Annotated in this window: 16 protein-coding genes; 11 read left to right on the forward strand and 5 right to left on the reverse strand. The window is 55.9% G+C overall.

The window, feature by feature from the left end:
- Positions 1-33 precede the first annotated feature (33 nt).
- The 3 genes from pqqA to VGE55_RS06020 all read right to left on the reverse strand — a co-directional run bounded on the left by pqqA (position 34) and on the right by VGE55_RS06020 (position 4,430).
- The gene (gene pqqA, locus VGE55_RS06010; RefSeq protein ID WP_083797182.1) at positions 34-108 is read right to left on the reverse strand and encodes a pyrroloquinoline quinone precursor peptide PqqA; all 75 of its coding nucleotides are present in this window, start codon (positions 106-108) and stop codon (positions 34-36) included.
- Positions 109-344: 236 nt separating this feature from the next.
- Positions 345-1,553, reverse strand: a complete 1,209-nt coding sequence (locus VGE55_RS06015; protein WP_331130790.1) for a porin — start codon at positions 1,551-1,553, stop codon at positions 345-347.
- 366 nt (positions 1,554-1,919) lie between these two features.
- Complete coding sequence (locus VGE55_RS06020) at positions 1,920-4,430, reverse strand: sigma 54-interacting transcriptional regulator (RefSeq protein ID WP_331130791.1); 2,511 nt, start codon at positions 4,428-4,430, stop codon at positions 1,920-1,922.
- Between the two features lie 356 nt (positions 4,431-4,786).
- On the opposite strand from VGE55_RS06020, the gene pedF reads away from it, so the two are divergent.
- The 10 genes from pedF to VGE55_RS06070 all read left to right on the forward strand — a co-directional run bounded on the left by pedF (position 4,787) and on the right by VGE55_RS06070 (position 15,378).
- Positions 4,787-5,242, forward strand: a complete 456-nt coding sequence (gene pedF / locus VGE55_RS06025) for a cytochrome c-550 PedF (protein WP_331130792.1) — start codon at positions 4,787-4,789, stop codon at positions 5,240-5,242.
- 15 nt (positions 5,243-5,257) lie between these two features.
- Positions 5,258-6,124 (forward strand): substrate-binding periplasmic protein, encoded by an 867-nt coding sequence (locus VGE55_RS06030; RefSeq protein WP_331130793.1) that lies wholly within the window; start codon positions 5,258-5,260, stop codon positions 6,122-6,124.
- Between the two features lie 831 nt (positions 6,125-6,955).
- Entirely contained in the window at positions 6,956-7,429 is a 474-nt protein-coding gene (locus tag VGE55_RS06035; RefSeq protein ID WP_256764469.1) for a 4Fe-4S dicluster domain-containing protein, read from the forward strand.
- A 26-nt stretch (positions 7,430-7,455) separates the two neighbouring features.
- Entirely contained in the window at positions 7,456-9,303 is a 1,848-nt protein-coding gene (locus tag VGE55_RS06040; RefSeq protein ID WP_331130794.1) for an aldehyde ferredoxin oxidoreductase family protein, read from the forward strand.
- The gene (locus VGE55_RS06045) at positions 9,300-10,595 is read left to right on the forward strand and encodes an NAD(P)/FAD-dependent oxidoreductase (protein WP_331130795.1); all 1,296 of its coding nucleotides are present in this window, start codon (positions 9,300-9,302) and stop codon (positions 10,593-10,595) included. Before VGE55_RS06040 ends, VGE55_RS06045 begins: the two co-directional genes overlap by 4 nt.
- Positions 10,562-10,813 (forward strand): MoaD/ThiS family protein, encoded by a 252-nt coding sequence (thiS, locus tag VGE55_RS06050; RefSeq protein WP_331130796.1) that lies wholly within the window; start codon positions 10,562-10,564, stop codon positions 10,811-10,813. Before VGE55_RS06045 ends, thiS begins: the two co-directional genes overlap by 34 nt.
- Positions 10,814-10,818: 5 nt before the next feature.
- Complete coding sequence (locus VGE55_RS06055; RefSeq protein ID WP_331130797.1) at positions 10,819-11,121, forward strand: hypothetical protein; 303 nt, start codon at positions 10,819-10,821, stop codon at positions 11,119-11,121.
- Positions 11,122-11,838: 717 nt separating this feature from the next.
- Positions 11,839-12,798: a TAXI family TRAP transporter solute-binding subunit gene (locus VGE55_RS06060; RefSeq protein ID WP_331130798.1), complete on the forward strand. Its 960-nt coding sequence runs from the start codon at positions 11,839-11,841 to the stop codon at positions 12,796-12,798.
- Positions 12,799-12,838: 40 nt separating this feature from the next.
- The gene (locus VGE55_RS06065) at positions 12,839-14,923 is read left to right on the forward strand and encodes a TRAP transporter permease (protein WP_331130799.1); all 2,085 of its coding nucleotides are present in this window, start codon (positions 12,839-12,841) and stop codon (positions 14,921-14,923) included.
- Positions 14,920-15,378, forward strand: coding sequence for a DUF1850 domain-containing protein (locus VGE55_RS06070; RefSeq protein ID WP_331130800.1), 459 nt, complete (start codon positions 14,920-14,922; stop codon positions 15,376-15,378). The genes VGE55_RS06065 and VGE55_RS06070 overlap by 4 nt, the downstream gene beginning before the upstream one ends.
- On the opposite strand, the gene VGE55_RS06075 is transcribed toward VGE55_RS06070, so the two are convergent.
- Together VGE55_RS06075 and VGE55_RS06080 are read right to left on the reverse strand one after the other, a co-directional pair.
- Positions 15,291-15,962, reverse strand: a complete 672-nt coding sequence (locus VGE55_RS06075) for a response regulator transcription factor (RefSeq protein WP_331130801.1) — start codon at positions 15,960-15,962, stop codon at positions 15,291-15,293. The genes VGE55_RS06070 and VGE55_RS06075 overlap by 88 nt on opposite strands.
- On the reverse strand, positions 15,952-17,109 hold the full coding sequence (locus tag VGE55_RS06080) for a sensor histidine kinase (RefSeq protein WP_331130802.1): 1,158 nt from the start codon (positions 17,107-17,109) through the stop codon (positions 15,952-15,954). Before VGE55_RS06080 ends, VGE55_RS06075 begins: the two co-directional genes overlap by 11 nt.
- Positions 17,110-17,398: 289 nt before the next feature.
- On the opposite strand from VGE55_RS06080, the gene VGE55_RS06085 reads away from it, so the two are divergent.
- Positions 17,399-19,744 (forward strand): TonB-dependent receptor, encoded by a 2,346-nt coding sequence (locus tag VGE55_RS06085; RefSeq protein ID WP_331130803.1) that lies wholly within the window; start codon positions 17,399-17,401, stop codon positions 19,742-19,744.
- Positions 19,745-19,791: the final 47 nt, after the last annotated feature.

Below are 19,791 nucleotides of genomic sequence, written 5' to 3' on the forward strand. Positions count from 1 at the left end.
ATGATGGGTGCCCAGGGTTTGTTCAATCGGCAATCAGCGATTGGCGATGTACATGGTGATTTCGAAACCGAAACGCATGTCAACGAATGATGGTGTAGTCCACTGCATGAAAATTCCTCCTTGTGCTTTTGAATAAAACCCTTCTGCTTCCGGGAAGGGGCTGAGTTTGAAGCAATTGGCTGTTGTCGAGCATTGCCATTCTCAAACCAGTTTTAGCAAAAGCCGTGCCGTGCGGTCCTTGGCTGTTCGATGTGTACCATTCTGCAACACCTTCGAATGTAAAAAGGCGCAAGCCTTGTGGGCCTGCGCCTTGGGAAGATCACCAACGGAGGGTGGTTGGGTGATCAGAAGAAAATGATGGCGCCCACTGCGAAGGTGCTTGCTTCACCCTTCTGTGAACGCTGGGCCAATGTGCCGCCCTGGTATTTCTGTTCAATGTTGATGTACTCGGCACCAATGGTCAGGCTCGGGGTCAGGTTGTGATACAGGCCCAACACGTACTGATTGGTTTGGTCCAGCATCAATGTGTTGGCGGCGGTGTCTGCACCGGTGGCATCGAGGCTGGAGGAACCATAATTCACACCGATTTTGGTTTTGGGTGTGATTTTGTAAGTGGCTTGGGTGAAGTAACCCTGAGAATCACGCTTGCCGCCGTTTGCATCGTATCCACCGAAACCGATCAGTGTGGTACCCACACCGCTGCCACCGAAGTAGTTGCCGGTCAGGCTGAGTTCACCGAAGTTCAATGTACCGCCGGCTTCGTAACCGTTCAGCTTGCGATCGGTGTTGGCCGTGGTGCTTTTCTGGGACTGATTGATGAACGAGGCCCACAGTTTGCCGGTGTTGCCCAGGCTGTACGTGGCCAGGCCCTGGAAGCCTGGTGAGCTGTTTTCGGCAGTGCCTGTGCCGCCCAGGTTCTTGGGCTGGAATACGCCTGCGGACAGGCTGAGGTTGCCAATCGCGGGTGTGGTGTAAGTGATTTGAGGTTGGAATTCGGTGTAAATGTAGCCTGCACCAATCGAACCCAGTGTGGTGTTCAGCACACCGTTGTAGCCGGATCCACCGCCCACAGCCAACAGGGACATGTCGTTCAGAATGGCGTTCTGACCAAACAAGCCGATGTCACGACCAGCCTTGATCGTTCCCATTTCAGCATTGCCGAATTGCAAATAGACGCGACGCTGGTCACCCACGGTTTGACCCACGCCGCCAGAGAATGCGCCAGCGCCAGTGTTGGTCGTGCCTGGGTCAATGGAGATCACGGCTTTCAGGTCGTAGCCTTCTTGTTTGGTGGAGGCGCTGAACACGATGAAACCGGGCAGAAGACCGTTTTGAATGGTCGTGCGGTCCTGGCCTGTGGCTGTGCTGCCGCACACGCCCAAGGCACCGGACGCGCCGGTTTGTCCAACGTTGTCACAGCTGGTGGTGTTGTAATACGCATTCACCGAACCAGAAATGTCCATTTCCCATTCACCGGCCTTGAAGCCGATTGCGTGGGCCGATGTACCCATGGCTGCCAGAATTGAAGCTGCTACTAATTTTTTGCTGATCATGTGATCAACCCTCCAGTTGTAGTTTTAAAAGTTGTTGCTTGTTGTCTTCCAAAGCCCGCCCACATCACGCGTGCGTTTTGTGGACTTGGAGGGCATAGGGCAAAAGGTATGCCAGTTAATAAGTTATTGAAAATAATGAGAAAAATAGAAAATGTAAGAAAAACCTGTACGTTCAAGGAAAACACTGTGACGTGACTCAAGCGCCTCTGGCTGGAGCAGGAATGACCCGCCGTGACGCAGGTGTGTGATGCAGAGCGGAGCAGGTGTTCTGACCTTGTTGCAGGGTGTGCAAGGTCAGCACAACAAAAAAAGCCACCCTTGGGTGGCTTTTTTCGGGAGGCTCATGCGGTGAGCCTGAGGGTGCGTTTATTTGGTATTCAAGCGCCGATAGATGGTGTTTCTGGAAATGCCCAACATTCGGGCCGCTGCACTCACATTGCCGCGGCAGCTCTCCAAAGCTTCTTGAATGGCTTTGGATTCCAAATCGTCCAGATTCATCGGGTGCTCGCTTGGCCGTGCCTGCATCGCCGTGTGTTTTCCGCCGAGGTAGCCTTGTGCTCGAGCATCATGCAGGTTTCGGCTGTCCACGCGATTGTCGTACCGGCTGTCTTGCACGGGGTCCTCAGCAAAATCATCCCGATAACCCATCCGTGCATTCACCGAGAAAGCACTGGGTTGGCGGGTGTCCATGGCTTGCCCCGGGTCTTGTCGACCTTGGTTGAACCAACCATTGAACCGACCTTCCCGAAATTTGCTGAAAGTTTGATCCAGACCACCGGTGGGTGCCGTGGGGCTGGATGCGACCGCTCGCGCTGCGGGCGCAGCGGCTTTGGCCGGTGTGTGCACTTTGACCTGAAACGGGAACTTCCGAACTGCTTGCGCTTGCCCCATGTTGCTGCGCACTTGGAAGGCTGGTCGTCGGTGCTCAACGTTGGACGTGTCGGGTTCGTTGTGCTGCGAATCGATGTTGTTCGACATTGCAGACGCATGCACTGGCGCACTGCTCACCGGTTGATTGGTATGCTCAGCAGCCGCGTGGGCTTTGTCCAGGCGAAGTGTCTCCCACTCATCCAGAAAGTCATCGGGCAGGTGGTCCCACTCAATCATTTCCCGGTCTTCTGCCATCACACTGGCTGTTCGCAAAATATTGGTCAATTGGCGAATATTGCCCGGCCAGCTGTGCGTTTGGAATGCCGATAGCACCTCATCAGAAACCCGGATTTCCGGATTGCTGGATTCATTTTCCAAAATGCGCTGGATGATGCGCGGCAAGTCTTTCCGCTCGCGCAGTGCAGGCAGTTTCACCACCAATCCGTGCAGTCGGTAGTACAGGTCTTCCCGGAAATCGCCGGTTGTAATCAAATCGCGCAGATTGCGGTGGGTTGCACAAATCACCTGCAAATTGACCGGAATACTTTTTTGGCTACCGAGTGGTGTCACCACCCGCTCCTGAAGCACCCGCAGCAAGCGGGCCTGCAGCGAGATGGGCATGTCGCCAATTTCATCCAGAAACAGCGTGCCTCCATTGGCCTGCAATATTCGGCCTTGCGATCCCTTTTTCTTGGCGCCCGTGAAAGCACCGTCTTCATAGCCAAACAGCTCAGACTCAATCAATGTTTCCGGGATGGAGGCGCAATTGACGGCCACAAACGGATAGTCATGCCGTGGTGAGTCGTTGTGAATGGCTTGAGCCAGTATTTCCTTGCCCGTGCCGGTTTCTCCCAAAATCAAAATCGGGATGTCTTTGTCAATGACCTTGCCAACCTTGTCGATCACTTTGGCAATTTGTGGATCACCGGTGTTCAGGTACTTGAGGCTGGACAGGTGGGTTTTCTTGCTGCACTGGGTGTGGCCCGACGACTTGGCTTGCGTGTGGTTGGTTGCCACACTGGGTCCATTGCTGTCACTGCTTTGCTTGGCCAGTCCCACTGCGTCAAAAAAGCGGCTTCGGCCCACCGAGCCCAGGCTGGCGCGCGCGGTGACCTGGTTCCCGTTGTGCAGGCAGAGAATCAGCGGGATGGGGTTGGCCGTGCGGTAATGGTCGATCAGGGACGACAGCGGCATGCCAAACAGCGAGCTGAAGGTGTGTGACTTCAAGGCATTGCTGGACATGCCAAATTGAATCATGGCGGCCCGGTTGGCCGCCAGAAACTTGCCGGCTGGCGAGAATGCGGCCGCGCCTTCCACCACCGACCCGAGGAATTCACCCCGTTGGTGGAAATGAAGAATGATGGCGTCCTGAAAGGATGAATTGAACAAGTGGTTTTCAATCATCTGCGCAGACATTCTGACCAGCCCCATCGTGTGGCGGTGGTAGCTGCGGTAGTCGCCTGTCACATCGAGTACACCGATGGGCAAGCCTGTCGGGTCGAAGATGGGCGCGGCAGAGCAGGTTAAAAACCGGTTCACATCCAAAAAATGGTCCTGACCATGAACCACGGTGGGCAGCTCTTCAATCAGTGCAGTGCCAATGGCGTTGGTGCCTTTGCTGCTTTCGCTCCAGGTCACGCCCGGTGACAGTGCCACTTTCTGGGCCTTGACGAGAAAGTCGTCGTCGCCCAACGATTCTATGATGGTGCCGCTGGCATCCGTCAGTAGCACCATGCTGTGTGTGTTCACCACCTGCTCGTACAGTGTCTCCATGAATGGCAGTGCGCACGAACGCAAACGGTTGTTCTTTTCCACCAATTCGCGCAGGGCGGCGCCCGGTGGCGGGGCCATTTCGACTTTGGAGCTGGTGTCCAAGCCTGCTGCGCTGGAACGCTGGTGGGCGCGCCGAATAAACTCCAAGTGCCCTTCCGTGCCGGGATCAATCAACTCAAGCACTTGGGCCCGTGAAGCGACGCCCCCAGTGTCCTTGTCGGATAGGTAAGTCATCCGTGTCTCCTGCTTTTTGTGGGTGCTGCGTTGTTATAGGTATCGTATTGCGATGCTACCAAAGCCCTGCGTGTCGGGTTCTTGTGACCCGTTCACCGGCAGTGTTGACCGCTGATGCAAACACTGTGCCAAGTCTCTGCAAGGTGTTGCAAAACTGAACACTTGACCTGTTCAAGATACCACACATTTATTTTGCTGGCTGTCAAAAAGGTCTTCTGATTTAATGGTGTTTAACAATCCTGTTTGCGTTGCAGCACGCCACTCTCGAGCGTCCTGAAAGCCCATTTTTTTCCTTGTTGGCATGCGCCTTGCAACACCGCCACTGTTCGATATTCAAATACAGATAGGAGTTGTGGATGTTTGCTCGTAAAGCCGCTCTGGCGATTGTGTTTGCCCTTGCATCGGGCGTGGTCATGGCCCACGGTGATGTGGTTCCACAGGCTGTGGATGTTTCAACCTTGAAGCCGCTTGGCGACAATATGCTGGACAGCAATCCGTATTCCGGCGACAAGGAGGCCATCCGCGTGGGTTCTTCGGCCTACAACCAAAACTGCGCGCGCTGCCATGGATTGGAAGCGGTCAGTGGCGGCATATCCCCAGACCTGCGCAAACTGAATGATGAATGCGCAACCCTGACCAACAAAAAGGCCAAGGCCCAATGCCAGGTTGACATTGACAGTTATTTCCGCAACTCGGTGCTGGGCGGAAAAGTGCGGGATGGACGGGTTTACATGCCCCCATTTGCAGGCATCTTTGGCCAGGAAGCGATTTGGGCCATCAAGTCGTACATTGAAACCCGCAAATACGAGTAACTCCAGGAGCCGTTCATGAATGTGTTGCGCCGTGCGCTGACCCAGCGAGTGGTCCAGCTTGGCTTGTTGGTTTTGACCGCGTTGTCCCTCCCTGCGTTGGCGCAGGAAGCGGAGGACTGGGAGCGGGTGAAGGCATCGGGTGTGCTGAAGGTGGCGGTATACAACCACCTTGAACCCTTCTCCGACCAGGGCAAGGGGCTGGACGTGGACATTGCCGCAGCGCTCGCCAAAAAACTGGGTTTGAAAATCCAGGTGCGCGCGTTCAATGAAGACGAAACCATGTCCGATGACTTGCGCAACATGGTGTGGAAAGGCCATTACCTGGCTGGTCCGCCTGCCGATATTTTGATGCATGCCCCCATTGATGACTATGTGATGCAGCAGGAAAAGCAGGTGCTGTTTTTCAACCCGTACACCCGGGATGACATCTTCGTGGCGCGCAATGTCAAGTCGCTACCGGAATTGACCAGCCTCGAGCCCTTCATGAAAGAGGGCAACAAGATTGGAGCGGAGGCAGCTTCGTTGCCCAGCCAGTTGTTGGCGGGTGCAGACAGCGGTTCGTACTCGTCCAATCTTGTGAACTTCAAATCGCCAGGCGAGGCTGTTGAAGCCATGCTAAAAGGTGAGCTGGTGGCTGTGATGGCAACACGCGCTGAGCTGGAAGGCGCGTTGGCCAAACACCCGGAGGCAAAGGGCAATTTTTATGTGTCACGAGTGCCGCACAACTCACTGCCGCCGAAGGGTTGGGTGGTTGGCATGGCGACCAAAAAGGGCAACCAGGTGTTGGCTGAAAAGCTGACCTCAGCGATGAATGAATTGAAAGAGTCTGGCGAGTTGGCCAAGCTGTTTCAGCAGTATGGGTTGACATACGTTCGGCCATAACCACTGTTGTTTAGTGTGCAGAGCCGTGCAGTGACCAAAGATTTTCGAAGGCTTCACTTGCGCCACTGCTCGGTTACCTCGCCCTTGGCGACGGCCAATCTGTGGCTCAAAACCTGGGCCTCGCGATCGCTGAGGTCGACCCTCCAAAAGTAACGGTCGGGAATCGACCTCTGGGCCAGCCGTAAGGCTGTGCCCACCGCGCCTGCTTGTCACGGTTTTGCAGATTGTCCTGACTGTCGCTGCAGGGGAGGTGAACCGCGCAGGCCGCAGAGACGGTGCCACCAAATTGCACCGAGTCTTTTTGCCCCCCAGCAATACCGATATGCCCGGCGCCGAACAGTCAGCCCCCCGATCAGTTTGACCCGTACAGCATTCGAACACACGGACCGAGATGTTTGAGCCACGCAGTGGCGAGTTATCGGTCCGGTTCGAGTGCGCGGGGCAACCTTTACCTTCGGGGGGCGTTCGGGCCGGGCAACCGGTGTTGCTGGGGGCTATAAATGGGACCGGGCAATCGGTGTTGCTGGGGGCTGTACACAGTCACGGGCTACCGGCGTTGCTGGGCGCAGACCAACGAACCGGGCTACCGGCATTGCTGGGGCGAATAACTGGCAGACCCGATAAATCGCTCCGGCGTGACACAGTTGCACCAAATTGCAACAACTGCTCCATCTGAATGAGAGTGGTTTTCAAAAACTCGGAAATCTGTTGCCGAATGAACCTTGAAAGCAGCACTTTGGTTGGCAGGGTTATTGCATAACAGGCTTTGAATGTGGGTTACAAACCCGCAAACCCAGAACAAATCCAACAAATCAATGCGAGGAACACGGGATGCAAAAGTCTCTTCACATCACGCCTGACAAGTGCACAGGTTGCCTGCAGTGTGAAATGGCCTGTAGCTACGAAAACTACCAGGTCTTCAATACCTCATTGTCGCGAATCAAGGTTTTCGACTTCCACCACACTGGCAAAAAAGTGCCCTACACCTGCACCCAGTGTGACGAGGCTTGGTGCTTGCACGCATGCCCGGTCGAAGCCATTACGCTGGACAAAACCAATGGCGTGAAAGTGGTGAGTGAGTCCGTGTGTGTGGGCTGCAAGGTGTGCACCATCGCTTGTCCTTTCGGCACGGTGAACTATGTTCAGGAGACCGGCAAGGTTCAAAAATGTGACCTGTGCGGCGGTGATCCAGCTTGTGCAGAAGCGTGCCCAACCGGTGCGATCACCTTCGTGGATTCCAACTGGACCGGACTGGACAAGATGAAGCAGTGGGCTGACAAGCTGGGCAACCAGACACACGCATAAGCAAGCAAGAGAAGGGAGAATTTGAAATGGCATGGACCAAAAAAGTATTGCGCGTGAACCTGACCGAAGGCACCTGCAAAACCGAAGACCTGCGCATGGATTGGGCCAAGACCTATTTGGGTCAGCGTGGCCTGGCCACCAAATATTTTGTGGAAGAGGTGGATGCCAAGGTGGATCCACTCTCGGTTGACAACAAGTTGATGTTTGCCACGGGCCCTCTGACTGGGACCATGGCCTCCACGGGCGGTCGCTATTCCGTGATCACCAAAGGCCCGCTGACTGGTGCCATTGCCTGTTCCAACTCCGGTGGTTATTGGGGCGCCGAGTTGAAAAACGCCGGCTGGGACATGGTGATTCTGGAAGGAAAGGCGTCCAAGCCAGTCTACCTGTTCATTGAGAATGAGAAGGCGACCATTCTGGATGCGTCGGACCTGTGGGGCAAAAGTGTTTGGGAAACTGAACCCGCCATCAAGACCAAACACCAGGACCCGCTCATTCGCGTGACATCCATTGGCCGCGCCGGTGAAAATCAGGTGTTGTATGCTGCGATTGTGAACGACTTGCACCGTGCTGCCGGGCGCTCTGGTGTGGGCGCTGTGATGGGCTCCAAGAACCTGAAAGCGATTGCTGTTCGAGGCACCAAGGGTGTGGGCAACATTGCCAACCCCAAGGAGTTCATGAAGGTCACTTTCGAGAAGAAAAAAATTCTGGCTGAAAACGCAGTGACTGGCCAGGGCTTGCCCACCTACGGCACCCAAGTGTTGATGAACGTGATCAATGAAATGGGCGCCATGCCGACCAACAACCACCGCGAGGTGCAGTTTGACGGTGCGAAGGACATTTCTGGCGAAAAAATGCACGAAAAGCGCCCCACGGATGGCAAGGCCAACCTGGTGACCAACCAGGCCTGTTTTGGCTGCACCATCGCCTGTGGGCGAATTTCCAAAATCGACGAAACCCATTACACGGTCGAGAACAAGCCGCAGTACTGGGGTGCCTCGGGTGGTCTGGAATACGAAGCGGCCTGGGCGCTGGGTTCGTCCAATGGTGTGAACGACCTTGAAGCACTGACCTACGTGAACTTCCTGTGCAACGAGCACGGCATCGATCCGATTTCGTTTGGGGCCACCGTGTCTGCGGTGATGGAACTGTACGAGATGGGTGTGCTGACCGAGCAGCAAATTGGCGTGAAGGCGCCGTTCGGTTCTTCTGAAGCGCTGACCAAGCTGGCTGAGTGGACCTGCAACGGCGAAGGTTTCGGCAAGGAAGTGGGGCAGGGTTCCAAACGCCTGTGCACAAAGTACGGTCATCCTGAACTGTCCATGAGCGTGAAGGGTCAGGAATTCCCCGCCTACGACTCCCGGGGCATTCAGGGCATGGGCTTGACTTACGCAACCTCCAACCGCGGTGCTTGCCATTTGCGTTCATACACGGTGGCCTCCGAGGTGCTGGGCATTCCAGTAAAAACCGACCCCTTGACCACTGACGGCAAACCCGGTTTGGTGAAGGCGTTTCAGGATGCAACGGCCATTTTCGACTCGGCGGGCATTTGCGTGTTCACGAGCTTTGCCTGGACGCTGGCCGATGTTCAGCCACAAGTGGCGGCAGCGTGTGGCGAAGAGTTTGACATGCCCAACCTGGAAACCATGGGTGAGCGCATCTGGAACCTTGAGCGCCAATTCAACCTGGCCGCTGGCTTTACCAAAGCCGACGACGACCTGCCCGCGCGTTTGAAAAAAGATGCTGCCAAGGTGGGGCCAGCCAAAGGCTTGGTCAACGGCATCGACAAGATGCTGCCCGAGTACTACGAGTTGCGTGGCTGGGACAGTGAAGGACGACCCACCAAGGCCACACTGGAGCGTCTGGGGCTATGAGCAATCGTTCCAACACAACGCGGCACGTTATTTTGGGTAACGGGCCTGCGGGAGTGGTCGCTGCAGAGCAAATTCGCAAGCAGCGGCCTCACGATTCGATTGTGATGGTGGGCTCAGAGCCTGAGCCTCCATACTCCCGCATGGCCATTCCCTACCTGCTGATTGGTCGGGTAGATGAAAGCGGTACCTATTTGCGCAAAGACCCAGAGCACTTCAAAAAGCAGAACATTGAAGAGGTAAGGGCCTTTGCCAAAAAGCTGGACACGGCCAACAAGGTGGTCCACCTGGACAACGGTCAGCAGTTGTCGTACGACAAGCTGTTGATCGCGACAGGTGCCCGGCCCATATCCCCGCCCATTCCTGGTGTGAACCTGCCGGGTGTACACCCGTGCTGGACCTTGGAGAATGCGCGTGAAATCATCGAGCTGGCCAAACCGGGTTCGCGCGTGTTGCAGATGGGCGCTGGTTTCATTGGTTGCATCATCATGGAAGCGCTGGCCTTGCGCGGTGTGAAATTGACCGTGGTGGAAATGGGCAACCGCATGGTGCCCCGCATGATGACCGAGGGCGCAGGTTCCATGATCCGTGACTGGTGCATCCACAAAGGCGTGAATGTGTACTGCTCCACCAAAGTGGAGGCCATTGAAGAAGGCAACCCACTGCGTGTACGCCTGTCCAACGGTGAAACGCTGGAATGCGACCTCATCATTTCTGCAACCGGTGTGAAACCCAATCTGGATTTTCTGGAAGGGTCCGGCCTGGAAGTGGACCAGGGCTTGCTGGTGGATGACCACATGCAAACCAATGTGCCGGATGTGTATGCAGCGGGCGATGTGGCACAGGTTCGGGATTTTTCAACCGGGCAAAAAACCGTCAACATGATTCAACCGGCGGCGGCCGACGACGCGCGGATTGCTGCACAGAACATGATGGGATTGGGAACCCGAACACTGGGCAGCCTGGCCATGAACGTGCTGGACACATTGGGTTTGATTGCTGCCAGTTTTGGTCAATGGTGGGGCGCTGAGGGCGGTGACAGTGTGGAGTTGAAAAACACCGACGGTTTTACCTATCTGCGCCTTGAGTTTAAAGACGATGTGCTGATTGGGGCCACCAGTTTGGGCCTGACTGACCATGTGGGTGTGATGCGTGGGCTGATTCAGGGCAAAATCCGGTTGGGTGAATGGAAACACCATTTGCTCAAAGATCCAACCCGACTGATGGAAGCCTACCTGGCTTGCGCACAATCCCAAAGCACATGGAAATTACCTTCAAACTCTTTGCAACACTGACCGACTACTTGCCGGCGGACCGTGTGGACAACGCGGTCCGTTTGCAGGTGGCTGATGGCAGCACCGTTCAACAACTCATCGACCAGTTTCATTTGCCCGAAAAATTGACCCACCTGGTGTTGGTCAACGGGGTGTATGTCGATCCCGCAGATCGAGCATCCAAAGTGTTGACCGACGACGATGTGCTGGCCATTTGGCCCCCCATTGCTGGCGGCTGATCGGCATGCCTGATTTTCAAACCCACAAGACGCTCGACATGAGTTGTACTGAGCGGGAATTGCTGCGCTGGCTGGACATGATTTCGGGTGTGGTGCCACGTGGATCTGTTGCGACGATGTCGCAGGACTTTCAGTTGGAAAGCGGTTTGGCGCGTGTTGCATGGAGCACGCTGCCAGACCGGGTCATCGCATTGGTGCGCATGAAGCGGCTAGAGGTGTTGCTGCAATTTACGCCAGGTGTTGAATTGGAAGCACGGGCGAAGTTCGTTAAAACCTTTGAGTTGTACACGCTGCGGGGCGGTGGGTGATGACCGCCGACATGGCTGTGATTGGCACTGCGCCACCGATGTAACCCCTGCCTGTAGATTGCCCCCCAAGCAACACCGGCAGCCTGTGCCGGTTTATGGCCCCCCAGCAACACCGGTAGCCCGTGCCGAACGCCCCCCCGACAGTAAAGGTTGCCCCGCGCTTTCGAACCGCCCCGAGAACTCGCGCCGGTGGCGCTCAAACATCTCGGTCCGTGTGTTCGAATGCTGTGCGGGTCAAACCGATCGGGGGGCTGACTGTTCGTCGCCGGGCACACCGGCATTGCTTGGTGGCATGGCACCGAGTCGGTTGGCGGCCTGCGCGGTTCGCCTCCCCTGCAGCGACAGTCAGGGCCATTGGCCCGAGCGTGCCAAGCAGGCGCGGTGGGCCAGGCCTTCAGGCTGGCACAGAGGTCGATCCCGACTCGCTTTTTGGAGGGGCGACCTCAGCGATCGTGAGGCTCAGCGAGGGGAATACCAATGGACCGTCGCAAAGGGGTGCGAACGCGCAGTGCCAAGAGGTGAACGCGCAGTGCCAAGAGGTGAACGCGCAGTCTCAACCTATGGCGCACTTCTGCCCGTTATCCAGACCGCAATATCCCCATTCGTAATTTCCCGTAGTGATCCCAAAATCCGGGTTTGCATCCTTGCGCATCCCTTGAACTTCAGTCCATAGTCTTCCGACAAGAATTCAATCAACAACCCCCAAGGAGGCGAAGAATGATGTTCAACCACGTGAAGAAGGCGCTATTGGCCAGTGCATTGTCGGGTCTGGCATTGGTGTCCATGCCAGCGAAGTCTGCTGAATTCATCAACATTCTCACCGGTGGCACCACGGGCATCTATTACCCGCTGGGTGTTACCCTGGCCAAGGTCTATGGTGATCACATACCGGGTGCCCGCACCCAGGTGCAGGCCACCAAAGCCTCAGTAGAAAACCTCAACTTGCTGGAACAGGGCAAGGGCGAGTTGGCCTTTTCGCTGGGGGATTCGGTGAAACTGGCCTGGGAAGGCGATGAGGAGGCTGGTTTCAAGAAGCCATTGAAGAAACTTCGCGGTATTGCAGCGGTGTATCCCAACTACGTTCAGATCGTGGCCGCCAAGTCCTCCGGTATCCAATCGTTGAAAGACCTCAAAGGCAAGAGTGTGTCCGTGGGGGCGCCCAAGTCGGGTACGGAAATCAATGCGCGCGCCATTTTTGAAGCGGCGGGCATGGGCTACAAGGACTTGTCCAAAACCGAATATCTGCCGTATGCCGAATCGGTCGAACTCATGAAAAACCGTCAAATTGATGCGACCCTGCAATCGGCGGGTTTGGGTGTGGCGTCGCTGAAGGATTTGTCAACCTCCATGGACGTGAACATGGTCGCGGTTCCGGCTGACATTGTCGCCAAAGTGGGAGCGCCCTACATCGCTGCCACCATTCCAGCCAACACCTACAAAGGGCAAGACAAAGACGTACCCACCGCAGCGATCGTGAACTTCTTGGTCACCCGCGCTGATGTGTCGGATGAAACCGCTTACCAAATGACCAAATTGTTGTGGGACAACTTGCCTGCGCTGCGCACTGCGCACAAGGCGGCTGAGGCGATGAAATTGGAAAACGCCTTGCAAGGCATGCCCGTGCCCCTGCACCCAGGCGCAGCCAAGTTTTACCGCGAAAAGGGTTTGTTGAAATAAGCTCACCGCATCGTCCAACCATTTTTTGCCGCTACACACCATGAGCGAACATTCTCAGGCGTCCCCGTCCTCGGGCTTTCACGATCCCACTGCTGAGGCTTTTCCGGCCACGTTAGAGGGGCGTTTGTTGTTCTGGATTGCCGTGGTTTTTTCCATGTTCCAGATCGCAACGGCTGCGCACTGGCTGGACTTGCCCAGCCAAGTGGTGCGGGCATGTCACGTTGGTTTTCTCTTGTTGCTCACCTACCCGCTGGTGGCCATGGGCAAGGGCGCTGTTTGGAAAACTGTGGCCTGGTTGCTGGCCCTGGCCGCGGTGAGTGTGGCGGTGTACCAATGGTGGGAATACAGGGACTTGCTGCTGAGGGCCGGCGATGCCAGCCAGCTGGATGTGGTCATGGGGGTGGTGGCCATGGGGACCATTTTTGTGGCCACTTGGGTGCTGATGGGGCCCGCCTTGCCGGTCATTTGTGGTTTTTTTCTGGCCTATTGCCTGTTTGGCCAGTACCTGCCTGACCCGCTGAACCACCGCGGCTATGACTTTGCGCAAGTGGTGGAACACATGGCATATGGCACCGAGGGCATTTATGGCGTGCCCACCTATGTGTCCTCCTCGTACATTTTTCTGTTCATCCTCTTTGGTTCCTTTTTGGAAAAGGCTGGGATGATCAAGCTCTTCACCGACGTGGCCTTGGGACTGGTGGGTCATGCGCAGGGCGGGGCGGCCAAAGTGGCTGTGGTGTCGTCGGCGCTCATGGGGACCATCTCGGGCTCGGGTGTGGCCAATGTGGTCACCACCGGGCAGTTCACCATTCCGCTGATGAAGCGGTTTGGGTACCGCGCGGCGTTTGCCGGGGGAGTGGAAGCCACGGCCTCCATGGGGGGGCAGTTGATGCCACCGGTGATGGGGGCGGTGGCCTTCATCATGGCCGAAACGCTGGGTGTGGAATACGCTGAAATCGTTCAGGCTGCCATCATTCCAGCCATTTTGTATTACTTTGGCGCATTCTGGATGGTGCACCTGGAGGCTGGCAAGCATGGCTTGGTGGGCCTGAAAAAGTCCGAACTGCCATCGGCATGGTTGGCCATCAAAACCCAGTGGTTCCTGATTATTCCTTTGGCTGCTCTGGTGTGGTTGCTGGTGGGCGGTTATACACCTTTGTTTGCTGGGACGGTGGGTTTGGCTTTCACGGTGGTGCTTATTCTTGGGGCCTCGATTGCCATTGGTTTGCCCTCCATGGCCATTCGGGTGCTGTTCTGGATTGGTTTGGGTGTGGTGTGTGCGGCTTTTCTAAAATTTGGCACTGGGATTGTTGCTGCAGCCATTATTGCTTTGATCGCCGTCAATGCGTTCAGTAAAGGGGGGCGTGAAACGGTGCTGGCCTGTCGTGACAGCCTCGCCGAAGGTGCCAAATCTGCACTCCCGGTAGGCGTGGCCTGTGCAATCGTGGGGGTCATCATCGGAACGGTGACGCTCACCGGGGCGGCCAACACCTTCGGCCAGTTTGTGGTGAGCGTGGGTCAAAACAGCCTGATTTTGTCGCTGGTGTTGACCATGGTGACCTGTATCATTCTCGGCATGGGCATTCCCACCATTCCCAATTACATCATCACCTCCAGCATTGCAGGCCCGGCGCTGGAACAATTGGGTGTGCCCCTCATCATCAGCCACATGTTTGTGTTCTATTTTGGCATTTTGGCAGACCTCACACCGCCTGTTGCACTGGCCTGTTTTGCTGCAGCGCCTATTGCGAAGGAGCGCGGGCTGAACATCTCAATCGAAGCAGTGAAAATTGCAGCCGCCGGTTTTGTCATTCCCTACATGGCTGTGTACGACCCGGCCCTGATGCTGCAAGTCAAAGGCGACTGGCATCAATACCTGCCCGGTGTGGCCTACATGGTGTTCAAGTCGGTGTTGGCGATTGCCTTGTGGGGCGTGTCGGTGATTGGCTATCTGGGTGTGCGCTTGCCGTTCTGGATGCGCCTCTTGTCCACTGCCGCCGCCTTCCTGCTGATTGCCGCCATTCCTGCCACCGATGAAATTGGTTTTGCGTTGTCTGCCCTGTTTGCCGTGTTGGTTTGGCGTATTCAAAAAACCAATGCCTTGTCGGGTGTTCAATCCGCATGAGTGTGTGTGCCCTGGCTGGCCCTGTGCTGGTGGCCTGCGTGCAGTCTGCTGCATTCAGCCTGGGTTGGACCCACTCGGTGGAGCGCGTTGAATGGCAGGAAGACTGGCGAGTAGAAGGGCATTCGATGATTCAGACCCAGGCCCGGGTCAAGGGCAGTGGTGCAGGCATGGACCCGGCCCCTGGCGCCGTGTGGAAAGATGGCTGGTATGTTTGGTCGCCAGAGCCTGCCCTGCACCTGAAAGAAATCCGGTTGGCCAATTCGGGTCAGACCGTCAGCGCATGGACCTTGTGCGACTTGCCTGCACGGGCGCATTGCGTGAGCCTGGGCCAAGCCCTCGGTGAAAAGCATCACCGGAACATGTCGAATCAGTTTTCTGACGGTTTCGTATTGCAGGTCATGCCGCCCGCACCGACACCCGCTGAAAAGCCGGGTGGCGCTTTGCCCAATCCCTGACTCCAAGCCCAGAAAGCGAGTTCGAAATCAGTTTGAACCCCCACCTTTTGCCGGATGGTGGACAAATTGTTGCTGACTGTTTTGGCACTGATGCCCAAAGAGACTGCTGCCTGGTCAATGGTGTACCCCTCCACCAGCAAGCGAACAATGTCCACTTCACGCGGACTCAGCAAACTGCTGTCCAAGTGAACATCGGAGGAGATGTGCCGACGACCTGTCAGCGCATGCCGAATGGCCTTCACCAGTTCTCCGGGTTCGCTGGACTTGGTGACATACGCGATGGCTCCGCTTTCCAGTGCCTTGCTGGCCACCACGGGACTGTCGTGCATGGACAAAATAACCACGGGTAAGTCGGGCCATTTCAGCTTCACGCGTTTGACCAACTCCAGACCGCTTTGGCCTGGCATGCTGATGTCCATCACAGCCACATCCACCCGGTTTTGGCTCAACCAAGCCATGGCCTGTTCGGCGTTGCTGGCCTCCTGAATCACCTTCAGCTCAGGGTCCATTTCAATGAAGCGCCGATAGCCAGCGCGCACGGCGGCATGGTCATCCACCAGCAAGATGGTGCATTCAATTGGCATGGTGCATTTCCTGCGTGCTTGCGTTCATCGGAATGCGCGCCGTGAGACAAAATTGACCGCCACTGCGTTCTGTTTTGACCTGCCCACCCAAGTGTTGCACGCGCTCCTGAATGCCAGTCAGTCCGAGCGAAGGTTCTATGGGGCCAGGTTCAACTTGGTCATTGTCCACGATCACCACCCATTCCCCGGTTTGTGCGTCCAGTCCGCCCAACACGCGCACGTTTTTGGAGGGAGCATGCCGTGCTGCATTCGTGAGTGCCTCCTGCAGCACGCGGTAAAGGGCGGTTTTTTGAGGCAGTGTGAGTTGTTCGCCTTCATTGGCCCAGGCAAAATCCACAAACCAACCCTTCCGCCTGGACCAACTGTCCACCAGGTCCAGCACGGCATCGCGCAGCGAAACCTCCAGAAGCAGATGGGGTTTAAGCTCACGCAGTGAGCTCCGGAGCCACAGCATGAGCTTTTGAACCTCAGCCTGAATAGCCTGCGCCGCTTCTTGTGCATGCCCCTGGCTGTGCCTGGACAAAAACGCTGAGTTCACTGAAATGGAGGTGAGCATTTGGCCCAGTTCGTCATGCAATTCCTGTGCGATGGTGGCACGTTCACGTTCCTGCATGTCAATCACCCTGCCCAACAGTTCGCGGTTGCGCAATTGTTCGCTTTCCAGCGTCTGCAACAGCTGTCGAACGCTGTCTTCAATGTTCCGAAGTTCAGTCAATTGGAATTGGGGTGCCGCATGCATGTCGGTTTTGTGAAGATTGCTGGATTGTTCGATGTTTTTCAACCAATCCACCAATTGCTGAAGGGGCGCATTCAGTGCACCTCGCAACGACCACCACACCACCACCCCGCTGCCCACGGCCATCAGCAACAGCATGAGTGATGTGACCAGCAATTCTCGGCGGGTTTCAGCCTTCTCCTGCTCTGCTTTGCGCAGGGCCAGTTGATCACGCAGGACAGAATGACTGCTTGGGTTCATGCCGCTGGACACAGCCAGTTCCGAGTAGAGGTCCTCGATCAGATCGTGGGCAGCGTCGTATTCGGTGGTGACATCCTGTCGGCCCATGCCGAAAACAATCACGCCACATACCACGGCCCACAAGCCCAAGGCAATCAGCAATCGTTTGATCAACAGCGTCTGAAGCTGCATGAGAAAAGTCCTGTGGACGGGGTATGTTGAATCTTCACTTGTTTAAACGGGAAGTACAAGGTGGCGTGTGCCCTTTGGGAAAACTTCCCTGTTAAAGCCCATCAATCGCAGACACACTGGGTGCATTGTAACCAGGCCATTGCTGCCGAATCGTGTGAGGTGTGAAGTGTCTGTTCCTGAAGTCCGATTGCATCCAGTCATAGCATGTTCGTGGGTTCTCCTCTCTCCACTAAGCCTGCTTCTGTGTTTGGTCTCATCGGCTTGGGCGCAAAGCCTGGAAGAGGTGAAAGTGATTTCTACATCTCCTCTTCCAGGGGCTGCGATACCCGAGGCACAGGCACCGTTCAGTGTCAAAAAGGCCAATCGTCTTGAGCAAAACGCCAGTCGCGAGTCCCTGTCGGAAGGTTTATTCCGAGGCATTAGTGGCGTGCAAGTGAACGACAACCAAGGCAATCCTTACCAGGCTGATGTGACCTATCGTGGATTCTCAGTCACGCCTTTGCTGGGTACGCCACCAGGATTGTCGGTGTATGTGGATGGCATTCGTCAAAACGAAACCTTTGGGGATGTGGTGCGCTTTGATGCCATTCCGCAATCTGCACTGAAGCAGGTCTCTGTGCTTCCGGGAACGCTGCCGCAGTTCGGTTTGAACTCACTGGGTGGCGCTGTGGTGATGCAAACCAAAAGCGGGCGAGATTTCCAGGGGCAGCAGCTGGACATTGAAGCCGGTGGCTTTGGACGCAAACGGCTGGGTTACCAACAGGGCTGGGTGGATGCATCCACGCAGCGGGACTTTTACATCAATTTGAATGCATTCGACGAACAGGGCTGGCGCGTGCAGTCGCCCAGCAATGTGCTGCAGTTGTTTGCAAAAATGGGCGTTACCGGGGCCGACAGCATGGGCAACTTGACGTTCAATGCGTACGACTCCAGTTTGAACGGCAACGGTGTGGTGCCGCGCAGTCAATTTGATCAAAGCCGGTCTCAGGCCTACACCTACTTCGACAACACGAAGAACACTGGTGCGCAGTTGGCCTTTGACTTTACCCGGTATTTGAAAAGCGGGGCAGAAGTGTCGGCCAATGTGTTTTATCGAACATCCCGGTCCCGGACATTCAATGGTGACGTGAACGAAAATGAGGATTACCGATTTGGTGTTGCACCGTTTGAGCCGGGCAATGGTGCCGGCCCCAATTACAACGTGACGTGTGATGCGCCACTGGCTCAAAATTCACCCAACGGACCGGGTGCTGCACCCACCGTGACCACCGACAATTGCACAGCATCCAACAACCGTGGTCTGCTGAATCAGGAGGCGCTGGGCCTTGGTGTTCAACTCACCCTGACGCCCAAAGGCATTCACACGGTGGCTGTGGGGGCACAGCTCGAGCTGGGGCAGTCTGACTTCCGTCGTTCGTACACGCTGGGTGTATTTGATGCCAATCGCACGGTGGTTGAACTGCAGCGGCCCATCGAGCAGGTGAATGTGGCGGCGCGCAACACACAGCTTGGCCTTTATGTTCAGGATGTGGTGACCCTCAGTGAGAAAACCTCGGTGTTGTTGGCGGGACGTTACAACCGTGCAACGGTCAAAACCAATGACCGGATTGATGTACCGCTGGTCAATGCTGCAGGCAATGCCAGCCCTGGCTTGAACAATGACTACACCTACAACCGATTCAACCCTTCCGTGGGAATCTCCCACCTGCTGAACTCCGGCACCACGATTTACGCCAGTGCAGGGACCAGCAATCGAACACCCACACCAGTGGAGTTGGCCTGTTCTGACCCCAATTTCCCGTGCTTGTTGCCCAATGCGATGGCCGCGGACCCTTATCTGAAACAGGTGGTGACCACGACCGTTGAGACAGGATTGCGCCGCAACTGGAAGCAGGGCGGTCTTGAATACACCACCGCATTCAATGTCTTCCGGGCTGAGAACAAAGATGACATTTTGTTTGTGACCGATGGTGCGGGTTCGGGCGGTTTTTTCCAGAATTTTGGCAAAACCCGCAGGCAGGGTGTGGAACTGGATTGGGGGGTAGAGTCCACTCGCTGGGACCTGTCGGCCAAATACCAATATCTCGATGCCACCTTTCAAAGCACCGGGCGTCTTGCTTCGCACGGCAACAGCAGTGCTGTAGATGCGACTGGTCAGGTTGCCGTGGAGAACGCATACATCACGGTGAACCCCGGGAACAAGATTCCTGGCTTGTCGGAGCACAATCTGAAACTGTCATTGGGTTTCAAAGCCAGTGCCAAAACCACCGTGTTTGGCGACATGCAGGCTCAAAGCAAGCAGTTCGCGCGGGGTAATGAAAACAACCAACACCGGGCAGGAACGTTCAACAACTCGGTGTCTGGCGACTCTTTCACCTTTCAGGACACAGGCGTTATCCCGGGCTTTGCCGTATTCAATGTGGGCATTAACCACAGCCTTGCCAAGGGCGTAACGCTACTCGCCCGTTTGAACAACGTCTTTGATCGACGTTACTTTAACGGGGGTGTGTTGGGTGGCAATGTGTTTGATCGGAATGGACAATTGGTCGATGATGAGGCCAACGTCCGCTATGAAACCTTTCTGGCTCCGGCCACACCGCGCAATGCATGGATGGGCCTGAATTGGCGGTTTTGATACAACCGACTCATTGTTGGGGAATGTCCACAATATTCAGCATGCCG

Source organism: Limnobacter sp. (assembly GCF_036405155.1).
Taxonomy (GTDB): Bacteria; Pseudomonadota; Gammaproteobacteria; order Burkholderiales; family Burkholderiaceae_B; genus Limnobacter.

Excerpts from the sequence above, each read along its gene's own strand:
- thiS (WP_331130796.1), top strand. The coding sequence starts at position 10,562 with ATGGAAATTACCTTCAAACTCTTTGCAACACTGACCGACTACTTGCCG.
- pedF (WP_331130792.1), top strand. The coding sequence starts at position 4,787 with ATGTTTGCTCGTAAAGCCGCTCTGGCGATTGTGTTTGCCCTTGCATCG.
- VGE55_RS06020 (WP_331130791.1), bottom strand. The coding sequence starts at position 4,430 with ATGACTTACCTATCCGACAAGGACACTGGGGGCGTCGCTTCACGGGCC.
- VGE55_RS06070 (WP_331130800.1), top strand. The coding sequence starts at position 14,920 with ATGAGTGTGTGTGCCCTGGCTGGCCCTGTGCTGGTGGCCTGCGTGCAG.
- VGE55_RS06040 (WP_331130794.1), top strand. The coding sequence starts at position 7,456 with ATGGCATGGACCAAAAAAGTATTGCGCGTGAACCTGACCGAAGGCACC.
- VGE55_RS06060 (WP_331130798.1), top strand. The coding sequence starts at position 11,839 with ATGATGTTCAACCACGTGAAGAAGGCGCTATTGGCCAGTGCATTGTCG.
- VGE55_RS06065 (WP_331130799.1), top strand. The coding sequence starts at position 12,839 with ATGAGCGAACATTCTCAGGCGTCCCCGTCCTCGGGCTTTCACGATCCC.
- VGE55_RS06045 (WP_331130795.1), top strand. The coding sequence starts at position 9,300 with ATGAGCAATCGTTCCAACACAACGCGGCACGTTATTTTGGGTAACGGG.
- VGE55_RS06030 (WP_331130793.1), top strand. The coding sequence starts at position 5,258 with ATGAATGTGTTGCGCCGTGCGCTGACCCAGCGAGTGGTCCAGCTTGGC.
- VGE55_RS06080 (WP_331130802.1), bottom strand. The coding sequence starts at position 17,109 with ATGCAGCTTCAGACGCTGTTGATCAAACGATTGCTGATTGCCTTGGGC.
- VGE55_RS06075 (WP_331130801.1), bottom strand. The coding sequence starts at position 15,962 with ATGCCAATTGAATGCACCATCTTGCTGGTGGATGACCATGCCGCCGTG.
- VGE55_RS06035 (WP_256764469.1), top strand. The coding sequence starts at position 6,956 with ATGCAAAAGTCTCTTCACATCACGCCTGACAAGTGCACAGGTTGCCTG.
- VGE55_RS06015 (WP_331130790.1), bottom strand. The coding sequence starts at position 1,553 with ATGATCAGCAAAAAATTAGTAGCAGCTTCAATTCTGGCAGCCATGGGT.
- VGE55_RS06055 (WP_331130797.1), top strand. The coding sequence starts at position 10,819 with ATGCCTGATTTTCAAACCCACAAGACGCTCGACATGAGTTGTACTGAG.